The 13,486-nt window shown below is 64.9% G+C and carries 11 protein-coding genes and 1 rRNA gene; all 12 read right to left on the reverse strand.

Annotated features, from left to right (window positions below):
- A 16S ribosomal RNA gene (locus tag ACVWY6_RS22785) occupies positions 1-72 on the reverse strand; the annotation flags it as partial.
- 649 nt (positions 73-721) lie between these two features.
- Positions 722-1,990, reverse strand: coding sequence for a tyrosine--tRNA ligase (gene tyrS, locus ACVWY6_RS22790; RefSeq protein WP_457541208.1), 1,269 nt, complete (start codon positions 1,988-1,990; stop codon positions 722-724).
- Complete coding sequence (locus ACVWY6_RS22795; RefSeq protein WP_457541210.1) at positions 1,987-2,658, reverse strand: DNA-3-methyladenine glycosylase; 672 nt, start codon at positions 2,656-2,658, stop codon at positions 1,987-1,989. Before ACVWY6_RS22795 ends, tyrS begins: the two co-directional genes overlap by 4 nt.
- A 27-nt stretch (positions 2,659-2,685) precedes the next feature.
- Positions 2,686-2,925 carry a Trm112 family protein gene (locus ACVWY6_RS22800; RefSeq protein ID WP_023960653.1) on the reverse strand — a complete coding sequence of 80 codons (240 nt, stop codon included), beginning with the start codon at positions 2,923-2,925 and terminating at the stop codon, positions 2,686-2,688.
- Positions 2,926-2,958: 33 nt separating this feature from the next.
- The gene (locus ACVWY6_RS22805) at positions 2,959-5,940 is read right to left on the reverse strand and encodes an AMP-binding protein (protein ID WP_084248408.1); all 2,982 of its coding nucleotides are present in this window, start codon (positions 5,938-5,940) and stop codon (positions 2,959-2,961) included.
- Positions 5,941-6,026: 86 nt separating this feature from the next.
- Positions 6,027-7,430 carry an argininosuccinate lyase gene (gene argH, locus ACVWY6_RS22810; RefSeq protein ID WP_457541213.1) on the reverse strand — a complete coding sequence of 468 codons (1,404 nt, stop codon included), beginning with the start codon at positions 7,428-7,430 and terminating at the stop codon, positions 6,027-6,029.
- Positions 7,431-8,627 (reverse strand): argininosuccinate synthase, encoded by a 1,197-nt coding sequence (locus tag ACVWY6_RS22815; protein ID WP_023960659.1) that lies wholly within the window; start codon positions 8,625-8,627, stop codon positions 7,431-7,433.
- A 77-nt stretch (positions 8,628-8,704) separates the two neighbouring features.
- The gene (locus tag ACVWY6_RS22820; RefSeq protein ID WP_051406618.1) at positions 8,705-9,193 is read right to left on the reverse strand and encodes an arginine repressor; all 489 of its coding nucleotides are present in this window, start codon (positions 9,191-9,193) and stop codon (positions 8,705-8,707) included.
- Positions 9,172-10,095, reverse strand: a complete 924-nt coding sequence (gene argF, locus ACVWY6_RS22825; RefSeq protein WP_457541215.1) for an ornithine carbamoyltransferase — start codon at positions 10,093-10,095, stop codon at positions 9,172-9,174. The genes ACVWY6_RS22820 and argF overlap by 22 nt, the downstream gene beginning before the upstream one ends.
- Positions 10,092-11,285, reverse strand: a complete 1,194-nt coding sequence (locus tag ACVWY6_RS22830) for an acetylornithine transaminase (RefSeq protein ID WP_457541217.1) — start codon at positions 11,283-11,285, stop codon at positions 10,092-10,094. Before ACVWY6_RS22830 ends, argF begins: the two co-directional genes overlap by 4 nt.
- Positions 11,282-12,247, reverse strand: a complete 966-nt coding sequence (gene argB, locus ACVWY6_RS22835; RefSeq protein ID WP_457541219.1) for an acetylglutamate kinase — start codon at positions 12,245-12,247, stop codon at positions 11,282-11,284. The genes ACVWY6_RS22830 and argB overlap by 4 nt, the downstream gene beginning before the upstream one ends.
- Entirely contained in the window at positions 12,247-13,434 is a 1,188-nt protein-coding gene (gene argJ / locus ACVWY6_RS22840) for a bifunctional glutamate N-acetyltransferase/amino-acid acetyltransferase ArgJ (RefSeq protein WP_457541409.1), read from the reverse strand. Before argJ ends, argB begins: the two co-directional genes overlap by 1 nt.
- Between the last annotated feature and the right edge of the window lie 52 nt (positions 13,435-13,486).

The raw sequence follows: 13,486 nt of genomic DNA on the forward strand, positions 1-13,486 counted from the left end.
TCATCGTTCGACTTGCATGTGTTAAGCACGCCGCCAGCGTTCGTCCTGAGCCAGGATCAAACTCTCCATGAAAACCTTCCAAAAGAACACCCAAAGGTGCCTTTCAAAAAAATTATGTCCTGAAGAGATTTCACAATCCCAACCAAACAAAAACTGACACCACCACAGGACTCAAAACCTGCGATGGGATCAAAATAATATCTAACTAATGCCGGCACCACACACCATCACCAACCAAACCCCCAAAGGGCCTCATCCGTGACAGACATGCAGCACCTAAATTGGCACTAACAATCCATCGACACACTATCGAGTTCTCAAAGAACACACACTCCCCGACTTCGACACCTGAAAACAGGTGCCATCCCGGAGGGCATTTGTTATTGTCTTGCTTAGAAGTTCCGCTCCGAATCTCGTCCGGAGCAGGTCTCCCAGCCTATCAGCTCTGAAACCTGCTCGCAACATCCCGTTTCCGGATGCTCCGTGGTCTCTCGGCCTTCAGCCACCCGCGCAGAAACGCTCCACCGGAGTGGATCCGTATCTAACTTGGGCGGTCAGCGTTGTTCCTTCAGGAAAACATCCCGTCGGTGTTCTTGGCCGCTCCGGACTCTCGCTCTCCGGCGCCTCACTCGCTGACTTGAAGAAAGTTACGCGGTCGTGAGCGTGGCGTCAAATCGCCTGGTCAGAGGGGTGTTTTCGAGTAACACCGCATGAACAGCCGTCATCGGACCCGGGCGCCGGCGAAGTTTCGCTTCCCACGACGCACCACCAACCACGATCCGTGCAGCAGATCCGTCGAACCGGGCTGCCACTGCGGATCCGAGATCTTGACGTTGTTGACGTACGCGCCGCCTTCTCCGATGGTTCGGCGAGCGGCTTTGTTGCTCTCGGACAGTCCCGTCGCCACCAAGATGTCGATGATGGTCGGCTGAGAGTCTGCGGCCAGGTCGGCAATCGTGGTCTCGGACAGAGCTGCGGCCAGCGTGTTCTCGTCGAGCTCGGTCAATTCGGCACGGCCGAACAGCGCCTGGCTCGCCAGTTGCACCGCGTCGGTGTTCGCCTGACCGTGGACGAGAGTGGTCATCTCCTGCGCCAGCCGTCGCTGCGCCTCGCGCTTGTGCGGCGATTCCAGGGTGACCTGCTCGAGTTCGGCGATCTCCTCCTGTCCCAGGAAGGTGAACCACTTGAGGTAACGCACCACATCGGCGTCCGCGGTGTTCAGGAAGTACTGGTACCAGGAGTAGGGGCTGGTCCGCTCCGGGTCCAGCCACAGGCTCCCACCACCGGTTGACTTGCCGAACTTCTTGCCGTCCGAAGAGGTCACCAGCGGCACCGTCAACGCGTGGACAGCTCGGCCGTCGACCCTCCTGGTGAGGTCAACCCCGGCGATGATGTTGCCCCACTGGTCGGAACCACCCACCTGCAGAGCGCAGCCGAACTCGCGGTTCAATTGCAGATAGTCGTTGGCCTGCAACAACATATAGCTGAATTCGGTGTAGCTCATACCGTCGGATTCCAGGCGGCGTCGCACGGTGTCACGTGCCAGCATCACGTTGACCGAGAAGTGCTTGCCGACGTCTCGTAGGAAGTCGACCACCGGGAGGCTGCCCGTCCAATCGAGGTTGTTGACCACCACAGCACCGGTGGGCGAATCATCGAAGTCGACAAATCGCTCCAGTTGGGACCTGATCCTGCGCGCTGATTCGGCCACCGTGTCCGCTGACTGCATGGTGCGTTCCCCGACGTCGCGCGGATCACCGATCATTCCCGTCGCCCCACCGGCGAGGACTATGGGCCGGTGGCCTGCACGCTGGAACCGCTTCAGCGTGAGGAGTGGAACGAGGTGGCCGGCATGCAGGCTCGGCGCGGTGGGGTCGAACCCTGCGTAGAGCGTCGTCGGACTCGTCAGCACTTTTGCCAACTCGTCGATGTCGGTGGTCTGGGCGATCAGCCCGCGCCAGGTCAGTTCGTCGAGGATCGCATCGGTCACGACGTCGATCCTTCCGTACCCGCGGCAGGTACCGATAGGCGGAGGGTGCGCGTCCCGGAGGGCAACGACTGGGCGCGCCGGTACTTCGACACTGCGAGACTGCGCCCGTCCCAGAGACGCCACGGACGATCCTGGGCCGTACTCACGCCGACGCGCGGCCCGTTCTCGACCGCGGCGGCCGGTACGCGTGGCCCGCTGAACAACCTGACGGGCGACTCCCCCGTGCAGACCGCCGATCCGTTCAGTTCCCGGCTTATGGCGAGTGCCGAACCGACATTGCCGGGGCCGCAGGCCAATTGGTGGTCGGCACGGGCAGTCGGGCGCCGGAGTCTGGCGATGTCGAGGCCATCGACAATCTCGCCCGCGCGCATCAACACACCACCGCACTGCCCGGCGTGGCCGTAGGAGATGTTGGCGCACCAGTGGATGCCATACGACCGGTACACGTACAGGTGACCCGCGGACCCGAACATCACCCGGTTCCGGTCGGTCGGTCCCCGGTATCCATGCGATGCAGGATCAGGGAACCGACTGTCGGGGGTGCCCCCGTAGGCCTCGACCTCGACGATGCGCATCCGCACCACACCGTCGGCGGCTTCCACCTCGAGCAGCGATCCGAGTAGACGGCGCGCTGCCTGCAGCGGCGTGGCACCCGCCAGCCGCTCCACGTCGAAGAGAGTCGGTTGCGCCAAGGTTCAGCTAGGCGAGGGACCGGTCGTGGCAGTGGCGCGCTGGAGCAATTGCTCGTGTTCTTCGTCGCCGACATCACGCGCATCGTCGATCAACAGGGCGGGTATGCCGTCATCGATTCGATAGGCACGGCGGAGCCTGGGGTTGTACATCAGCTCGTCGCCGATCACCAGCAAGGGCCCGTGGTCCTGCGGGCATGCCAGCAAGGTCAGCAACAAGGGGTTCAGTCCGGCTTCATGTGACACGGCGTCAACGGTACCTTTTTCGAATCGGTCACCTCAGTGGGCGACCGCTGCGACCGACCGCGCGCCGGCGTGCCAACCGCGTTCGGTGGCGATCGCCCGCGTCAGCCTCCGGTACCGACCCTCGTCGTCGCGGAACCAGACGCCCGCGCCGGCCGCGGGGATGCCCGCCTGACGTAGGGCCTCCGACCGCGGACGATAGGAGTTGGTCACCTCGATGTTGTCGAGCACACGGATGATGTGTGGCCGTTCGGCCGGGGTCAGTTCGGCCAGCGCGAGTCTGAGTGCCGAGCCCGTCGGTGAACCGGTGTCGGACTGCTTCGAGATCGCCGCGATCGCGAGCTGGTTACCGGGCTCCCCCACCTTGTAGACGACCGCGTGTTTGACCTGCACCAGCCGCGACAGCCCGTCGACGATCGGTTGGGGGTAGATGTAACCCTCTGCCGAGTGGATCACCGAAGAGGTGTGGCCCATGAACCAGAAATCCCCATCGGCATCGCGTCTGAACATGTGCTCGGACAGCTGCCAGCGGTCGCCCACGACGAACACGTCACGCAGCACCGTTGCGCCCACCTCGTACTGCTGCTGGGCCTTGGACAGCATCACCCCGACTTCGTCGACGCGGGCTTCCCTGACGTACCCCGTGTCGTCTGTGATCAGGCGGCTCTCCCCCAGGTCGTATGCCGCTATCGCGACTTCGTTGACACCGGGCACCGGCCTGCCTGCCGACCCGACCTTGGTGCCGGTGACGTTGGCCAAGATCGCCGAACCGTCGCCGGTGGCGAAGAACTCGAGCACCCGGGCACGCGGGAAACGTTCGAGGAGGTCTTCCCACAACCCGGTGGATATGCCCGAGCCCATGAACAACCGAATCGGGTTGTGCGGCTGGATGGCAAGGCTGTCGCATTGGATGACGTCCTGCAGCATCGACCACGTGTAGGACACCACTGTGATCCCGTACCGGTGAACCTCGGCGGAGAACAGCTTCGGATCGATCCCGTTGGACAACGCGATCCGAGCCCCACCTGCAACGGTGCCACCGAGGGCCGTCAGCAGTCCCGAGGCGTGGTGCAGCGGCGTGAGGCAATACACGGTGTCGTTGCTGCTGAGTGCCGCCGCAGATGCCGCCCCGAAAGCCGACAGTGCCCACCGATGGTTGGTCACGGGCCACTTCTCGAGGGTGCCGCCGTTCTTGCTGAAGAGAACAAATGCGAGGTCGCCGGCGCGGCCCGGGTCGGGCCGGTACCACGTGGGTACTTCGACAGCGTCCGGATCGATCTGCTCCATGTCGATGATGCGTTCGCCGTCGGCCTGCGAGAGTGTTCGGGTGTCGCCGCCGCCCAGTACGAGCACCCGGTCGGCGATCGCCGCAGAATCGTCGAGGTTGGCAGGGTCGGCGAGTACGAGGGAGCAATCGCCCAGCCGGAGAGACTGTTTGAGATCGTTTCCGGGCGAGAGCATCACTGCCACGGCGCCCAATCTCGACAGTGCCGCGATCGCTACCAGGGCACTGGGTCTGGTCAGCATCAGCACACCGACGTGCTCGCCCGGACGCACCCCGCACGCGATCAAACCGCGCACGACGTTGTCGATACGGTCGTTGACCTGACGGTGGCTCAGTACCCGATCCTCGAAGAGGAACAGCTCCTGTTTGCCGTTGCGTCGGGCGTTCTCGTTCATCAACTTCCCGAGCGAGATCGTGGTCCGGGCCTGCAACTGGCCCAGCCGCACGAGCCGCGGGACCACGCGTGCAGATTCCCGGAGCACGGCATCGGTGGTGCGTCCGACCGACTTCGCCGCGCCGACCAGATCCCGGCCGGCCTCTGCGCCGACACCGGCAGCCGTCCCCACACCATGGACCACTCGCGACGAGAAGCTGACACCGGAGCCACCCAGCGCGTCGCTGTTGTCGTGCATCTTCTCGATCTGGTCGGGTTGATCGGCGGAACCGTCCTGCCACCGGATCCATTGCGCAGTGGTGGGCCACGTACGGGTGCCGGCGGTCGATCCGACGACGAGTCCGAAATGTCCGACCGGAAGCGATGATTCATACACCTGCGACAGCGGCGCCGCCCGCATGATGCCGCGTACGGCCACCGGCTGACCGATGTCGTCGGCCTCACCGAGGAATGCCAATACGGGGCAGCTGACCTCTGCCAGCGTGACGACACGGTCCTTGATCACGAAGCCACCGCCGACCATCCGGTTGTGGACGACGAACTGGCGCAACAGCTCTGCCACGGCAGGCCCGGACCACGCGACCCAGCCGTCGACCTCGATGAATCGACGCGAGTCCTCCCGGGGCAGCAGAGCTTCGCGGTCGTGGAGCTGACGCAGGAAGTCGATGCGGCTGCGCGCCGCCTTCACGGGGTCGAGGAGCTGAAAACCGGTGCGGGCCAACCAGCCGGGCACCGAGATCCGGTTGAACACGTTCTCTGCCAGGAACTGTGCGCCCGGGGTGACCAGCGCTGCGGGCAATCCCAGAGGGAGCGCACCGAGGACGTCGACGGGGCTGCCGTAGGTGATGAGGCTCGCGATGCCCTCGGAACGGCGGTACGCGGCGGTCTGGTAGCAGAACATTCCGCCCTGCGAATATCCGGCAAGGTGGACGTCTTTGCCCGTGGCCTCCCGAACCGAGTCGATGACCTCGCTGATGGCCACGACGTGGTCGGCGAGGGTGCGGTCCATTCCGCCGACGACCTTGTCCGGCGAACCGAAGTCGACCACCCAGGGGTCGAGACCGTTGCGGTGGAGGACAGTGACTGCACCGTTGTCGGCCGTGACGTCGTAGACGTTGGCAGACACCATCATCGGCGGCACCAGCACCACGGGCGGACCGTCGCCGGGCTCGTCCGGGAAGTACCGCCGCAGCTGGTACATCGGAACGGTTTCCTCGATCCGGAACGGAGCAGGTCTGGTCCCGGTCTCGAGACTGCCGTACCTGATGACCTCCAGCCCGTTCTGGGCAGTGGCTACAACACGATCAAGGGTTTCCTTGACGTTCGGAAGGCCGCGCACAAACACCCCTAAGAAACAACATCTGGTTGGACCGTGACTGGCGTCACACTCTACCCCGGCCGCATCGGCCGCCCCCGGCGGGAACCCTAAAAGTCCCTGTGTCCGATTGCGGCCTCGGCCAGCCTGTTCAATTGCTCGGCGACACGCACACCGGCTGTCCCGCCGCGTGCATCCCGCGAGGCGATCGACCCCTCGACGGTCAGCACATCACGAACCGCCGGCGTCAACGCCGGATGGATCTCGGCGAACTGGTCGTCGGTGAGATCGGGCAGCCCGATCCCCTTTTCCTCGGCGGCGCGGACACATGCACCCGCCACCTCGTGGGCAACACGGAACGGCACACCCGCGCGAACCATCCACTCCGCGATGTCGGTGGCCAGCGTGAACCCGGCGGGAGCGAGTTCTGCCATTCGGTTCTCGTCGAAGGTCAAGGTGCTGACCAGCCCCGCGATTGCCGGCAGGAGCAGGAGCAACTGGGTGACCGAGTCGAAGACCGGCTCTTTGTCCTCTTGCAGGTCACGGTTGTACGCGAGCGGCTGTGCCTTCAGGGTTGCCAGCAATCCGGTGAGGTTGCCGATCATCCGTCCGGACTTGCCGCGCGTCAGTTCCGAGACGTCCGGATTCTTCTTCTGGGGCATTATCGAACTGCCGGTCGACCACTCGTCGGCCAGCGTCACATACCCGAACTCCGGTGTGCTCCAGAGGATGACCTCTTCGGCCATCCTGGACAGGTCGACCCCGATCATCGCGAAGACGAAGGCGGCTTCGGCAGCGAAGTCCCGCGACGACGTGGCGTCGATCGAATTGTCTGCCGCCGAATCGAACCCGAGATCAGCGGCAATGGCCTCGGGGTCGAGACCCAACGATGACCCCGCCAGGGCACCCGACCCGTAGGGCGATACGGCGGCGCGACGATCGAAGTCCTTCAGCCGCTCGACATCACGGATCAACGGATGGGCGTGCGCGAGCAGGTGATGCGCGAGCAACACCGGCTGCGCAGCCTGCAGGTGCGTCTTGCCCGGCATCACCGCTTCGGGATGCGCCCGTGCCTGGCCGACCAGCGCGTCCACCACATCGAGGACCCCCGCCGACACCATCCGCACGGCGTCGCGCAGCCACATCCGAAAGAGGGTGGCCACCTGGTCGTTCCGCGATCGACCGGCGCGCAGCCGGCCACCGACCTCGGCTCCCACCCGCTCGATCAGACCGCGTTCGAGCGCACCATGGACGTCTTCGTCGCTGTCCGCAGGTGCGAACTCGCCCGACCGGACATCGTCGGCCAACCTCGTCAGTCCGTCCTGCATGGTCTGCAGGTCGGCGTCCGACAGCAGGCCGGCGCTGTGGAGAACTCGGGCGTGCGCCTGGGAGGCCCGAATGTCGTACGGAGCCAACACCCAATCGAAGTGAGTGGACTTGCTCAGGGCAGCCATGGCGTCGGCCGGGCCAGAGGCGAACCGGCCTCCCCACAGAGATCCCTGGTTCGTGGACATCTAGCGCAGATCCCGCTTCGCCGAGATCTTCGACGACAGGCCGTGCAGATGGACAAAGCCCTTGGCTGCCGACTGGTCGAATGTGTCGCCTTCGTCGTAGGTGGCGAGGTTGAAGTCGTACAGCGACTCCTCACTGCGCCGACCGGTGACCGCGATGTGACCACCGTGCAGGTTGAGCCTGATGTCGCCGCTCACGTGCTGCTGTGTGTGGTCGACGAAGGCTTCGAGCGATGACTTCAGGGGAGAGAACCACAGTCCGTCGTAGACGAGCTCGGCCCACTTGCGGTCGGTGCCGCGCTTGAAACGACCCAGTTCGCGCTCGAGGGTGACGTGTTCGAGCTCTTCGTGCGCGCGGATCAAGACCATGGCGCCCGGAGCCTCGTAGATCTCGCGGCTCTTGATGCCGACCAATCGGTCCTCGACCACGTCGAGGCGGCCGACACCGTGTGCGCCTGCCCGACGGTTGAGTTCGACGATCGCCTCGAGGACCGAGACCGGCCGTCCGTCGATCGCTGTGGGACGGCCCTTCTCGAAGCTGATGATGACTTCGTCGGGTGCCTGCCAGTTGATCGTCGGATCCTCTGTGTACGAGTACACATCCTTGGTGGGTGCATTCCAGAGATCTTCGAGGAAACCGGTTTCCACTGCCCGGCCCCATACGTTCTGGTCGATCGAGAACGGTGACTTCTTGGACACGTTGATGGGGATGGCGTTCTCTTCGGCGAAGGTGATGGCCTTCTCACGGGTCCAGGCGTAGTCGCGGACCGGTGCGATCACCTCGAGTTCCGGTGCGAGCGAACCGAATCCGACCTCGAATCGAACCTGGTCGTTGCCCTTGCCGGTGCAACCGTGCGCGACGGTGGTGCCGCCGTGTTCGCGGGCCGCGGTCACCAGGTGCTTGGCGATCAGCGGCCGGGAGATGGCCGACACCAGTGGGTAGCGATCCATGTACAGCGCGTTGCTGGTGATGGCAGGCAGGCAGTACTGCTCGGCGAACTCGTCACGTGCGTCGACCACCACCGACTCCACCGCCCCACAATCGAGGGCTCGCTGGCGGACCACCTCCATGTCCTCGCCACCCTGGCCGAGGTCGATGGCCACGGCCACCACCTCCTTACCGGTTTCCTTACCGATCCAGCTGATGGCCACCGAGGTGTCCAGGCCGCCGGAATACGCGAGGATCACGCGCTGCGCCATGAGGGGGTTACTCCTTGTAGTTCGGTCGTGCGTTGTATGTCTTAGGGCTGTTTCGTCAGGTGGTGCTGCTCAGAATCTCATGCCAGCGCCTCGAGCATCTCGGCCAGGTCGGCCCCGGTGATCGGCTCGCGGGCAAGTACAAAAAGGGTGTCGTCCCCGGCGATGGTGCCGACGACTTCGGGAAGGCTCGCGCGGTCGAGCGCACTGGCCAGATAGTGCGCCGCGCCGGGCGGGGTTCGCAGCACCGCCATGGCGCCGCTGGAGTCGATCGACACGAGCAGGTCCCCCATCAGGCGCGACAAGCGGTCGGTGCCGCCGCTGACCCCGCGAACCGGTGAGCCGTCCTCTGGCACCACGTAGATGCCGGATCCGCCGTCGGCGCCGCGGATCTTCACCGCACCCAGTTCGTCGAGATCACGGGAGATCGTCGCCTGGGTCGCGTCGATGCCATCGGCGGCGAGAAGCTCCCGCAGCTGGGTCTGACTGTGCACCTCGCGGCCGGCCAGCAGAGCGATGATCCGTGCGTGTCGGCCGGCCCGGGTGGTCACCGTCGATCCAGCAGCCACAACAACACCGCCTTCTGGGCATGCAACCGGTTCTCCGCCTCGTCGAACACCACACTCTGTGGTCCGTCGATGACCTCGTCGGTGATCTCCTCCCCGCGGTGTGCGGGCAGGCAATGCAGCACGATGGCTTGGGGATCGGCAAGAGCCAGCAGATCGGAATTGATCTGATAGGCGCGGAAGGGCGCGCTCCGATCGCGTCCGTCGTCTTCCTGCCCCATCGACACCCAGGTGTCGGTCACGAGAACATCGGCCCCGGCAACGGCCGACTTCGGGTCGACGACAACCTCGACGCTTCCGCCGGTGAGTGCCGCTCGGTCCCGCGCATAGCCGACAAACCGTTCGTCGGGCGTGAATCCCTCCGGTGCACTGATTTTGACGTGCATTCCCGCCGTCACACAGCCGAGCATCAATGAATGGGCCATGTTGTTCGCGCCGTCCCCGAGGTAGGTGAGCGTGAGACCCGCAGCGCGACCTTTGTGTTCGATGATCGTCTGCAGATCAGCCAGCACCTGGCACGGGTGGAAGTCGTCGGACAAGGCGTTGATGACCGGGACGGTTGCGGTGGACGCCATCTCTTCGAGACGGTTCTGACCGTATGTGCGCCAGACGATCGCCTCGACATACCGGGACAGGACCCGGCCCGTGTCGGCCAGCGTCTCATCACGGCCCAGCTGGGTTTCCTTGCCGTCCACAACCACCGCGTGCCCACCGAGCTGGGCGATGCCCATCTCGAAGGAAAACCGCGTTCGGGTTGAGTTCTTGTCGAAGATGACCCCGACACCCTTGGGGCCGGAAAGCGGTGTATGGGCGAAGGGTTGTGCCTTGACATCGGCAGCCAGGGCCAACACTCGGGCCTGCTCCTCCGGCGACAGGTCGTCGTCCCTCAAGAAGTGCCGCGTCATGACTGTGCCTGCCCGGCCGCGTCGAGGATGCCGGGCAACGCTTGCACGAACCCAGCTGCCTGATCTTCGGTGAGGATCAACGGCGGCGCCAGCCGCAGCACGTCCGGGGCCGGGGCGTTGATGAGGAACCCACGCTCGCGAGCCGCGGCCTCGACCGCAACGGCGACCGGCTCGGTGAGTACAACGGCCAAGAGCAGACCCGCACCGCGGGTGTGGGAGATCAGCGGGTGGCCCAGATCGTCGATGCCGCTGGTGATGAACTTGCCCAGCGACGCAGCATGCTCGGTGAGCCCCTGGGAGTCGATCTGATCGAGCACCGACAGCGCAGCCGCGGCGCAAACCGGGTTGCCACCGAACGTGGTGCCGTGTTGACCAGGCTCGAGCAGATCTGCAGCCGGGCCGGTCGCCAGGACCGCTCCGATCGGCAGTCCGCCGCCGAGGCCCTTGGCCAAGGTGATCACGTCCGGGGTGATCCCGGCCGACTGATGTGCGTAAAACGTTCCGGTACGGCCGATTCCGGTCTGCACTTCGTCGAGGATCAGCAATGCGCCGTGGGCGGTGGTGAGTCGCCGGACCGAGGCCAAGTAGTCAACAGGCGGTACGACGACGCCACTCTCACCCATGATCGGTTCGAGGAACACGGCCGCGGTCTGAGGTCCGATCGCGGCGGCCATCGCATCGATGTCGCCATACGGCACGTGCCGCACACCGGGCGGCATCGGCTCGAACGGTGTGCGTTTGGCGGGCTGGCCGGTCAGTGCGAGCGCGCCCATCGTGCGTCCGTGGAACGCCTGCTCGGCCGCGATGATCTCTGGCCTCCCGGTGCGCCGGGCGATCTTGAACGCCGCCTCGTTGGCCTCGGCGCCGGAATTGCAGAAGAACGCCCTGCCCTCGACACCCCACCTCGACAGCAGCGCTTCGGCCAGCTTGACCACCGGTTCGTTGAGATAGATGTTCGAGGTGTGTCCGAGAGTGGACATCTGCTCGGTCACCGCCGCGATGACGCCGGGGTTGGCATGCCCCAGGACGTTCACCGCGATCCCACCGAGAAGGTCGAGATACTCGCGACCCTCCACATCGGTGAGAACCGCTCCGAGCCCGGACTTCAGGGCCACCTTCGGCGTCCCGTAGTTCTTCATCAGCGAAGCCGACCACCGTTCTTGCAAGGCCTCGGTCCGATCGTGTGTCATTTGTTTTCCCCACTAGGTGTCGGGTGCGTCTGAGCGTGGTCCACGGCGGGCACGTCATGCCCATAGGCCGGCGGCGCCGCATGTTCGTGGTCGGGAACCACCATGGTGCCGATGCCCTCGCTCGTGAAGAGCTCGAGGAGCATCGAATGTGGTGTGCGCCCGTCGATCACATGCGCTTGACCGACACCTCCGCCCACTGCGCGCAAGCACGCCTCCATCTTCGGGACCATGCCCGAATCAAGCCGCGGGAGCAGCTCGGCGAGGTCGGTTGTGTTGATCTGCGACACCAGCGAGTCGCGGTCGGGCCAATTGGTGTACAGCCCCTCGACATCGGTGAGCACCACCAGCTTCTCGGCACCGAGTGCCTGGGCCAACGCTGCCGCGGCGGTGTCGGCATTGATGTTGTGCACCACCCCGTCCGCATCGGGCGCGATGGTCGACACCACCGGAATACGCCCCGCTGCAATGAGATCGGTGACGGCAGCAGGATCCACAGTCGTCACGTCACCCACCAGCCCGATATCGGTGGCCTCGCCGTCCACGAGAACCGAGCGGCGCGTCGCGGTGAACAGGTGCGCGTCCTCCCCCGAGATGCCGACCGCATAGGGTCCGTGTGCGTTGATCAGACCCACGAGTTCCCGGCCGACCTGACCGAAGAGCACCATCCGCACCACATCCATCACTTCCGGTGTGGTGACCCGGAATCCACCACGGAACTCGCCGGTGAGCCCGAGGCGTTTGAGCATCGCCGAGATCTGCGGTCCGCCGCCGTGGACCACGACCGGATGGATTCCACAGGTCCGCAGGAACACCATGTCCTCGGCGAATGCCGCTTTCAGGGTGTCGTCGATCATGGCGTTGCCGCCGTATTTGACGACGATCACCTTGCCGGAGAACCGCTGCAGCCACGGAAGTGCTTCCGCGAGAACGTGCGCCTTCTCGAGAGGCGTGAGTGCGCCCATCACGACGAGTACGCCGAGTTCTCTTCGACATACGCATGGGACAGGTCCGTGGTGCGGATCCACGCGCTGCCCGATCCGATTCCCAGGTCTACAGTGAGGTCGATATCGGTGACCGAGAGATCCACCTCGCGCGCGCCCGGGACACCCATCCCGTGTTCACACACCGGTGAACCGTTGAACCGCACGGCAATCCGGTCAGGGTCGAGCTCGATGGGCGCGATACCGACTGCGGCGAGGACACGGCCCCAGTTGGGATCGGATCCGAACAACGCGGTCTTCACCAGACTGTCCCGGGCGATCGTGCGTGCCGCGACAAGCGCTTCGGAATCACTGGCTGCGCCGGTCACGGTGACCACCACTCGTTTGGTGACACCCTCGGCGTCGGCCTGCATCTGGGCAGCGAGATCGTCACACACCAGCCGCACCGCCTCGTTGAGGTCGGCCTGGGAGGGTTCGACCTCACTGGCGCCCGAACTCAGTAGCAGCACGGTGTCGTTGGTGGAACTGGCGCCGTCGACATCCAGCCGATCGAATGTGATCGCTGCCGCCGCCCGCAGTGCCTCGTCGAGCTGAGCCGCGGTCACCTTCGCGTCCGTGGTCAACACCGACAACATCGTCGCCAATGATGGAGCAAGCATGCCTGCACCTTTGGCCATGCCTCCGACATTCCAGCCGTCGGCGTGGTGGAACGCAGATTGCTTCGGCACCGTGTCGGTGGTCATGATCGCGTGCGCGGCATCGGTCCCACCCGAGATACCGCCGCCCATCTCGTGTACCACCTCGATCACACCTGCCAGCACCTTGTCCATGGGCAACCGGTCACCGATCAGACCGGTTGAGCAGACCGCGACCTCGATGGCGCCCGTCTCGGTACCCCAGCCACTGATGGCTTCTGCCACGGCTTCCGCCGTGGCGTGCGCGTCTTGGAACCCCCCGGGCCCCGTGCAGGCGTTCGCACCGCCGGAGTTGAGGATCACGGCCCGAAGCCTGCCGGTGGACAAGACCTGCCGGCTCCACAACACCGGCGCGGCCTTGACCTTGTTCTCCGTGAACACACCAGCGGCCTCGTACTCGGGGCCCTCGTTGAACACCAACGCCAGATCTTCCTTGCCGCTGGCCTTGATACCCGCAGCGATGCCCGCAGCCCGGAAACCTGAGGATGCCGTGACGCCCTGCAATCGAGTCATCCGGTGCCCGCCGGCCACCTCCCGCCAATTCTCTGGCGCGGCAACCGAATCG

Source organism: Williamsia sp. R60, from assembly GCF_054063855.1.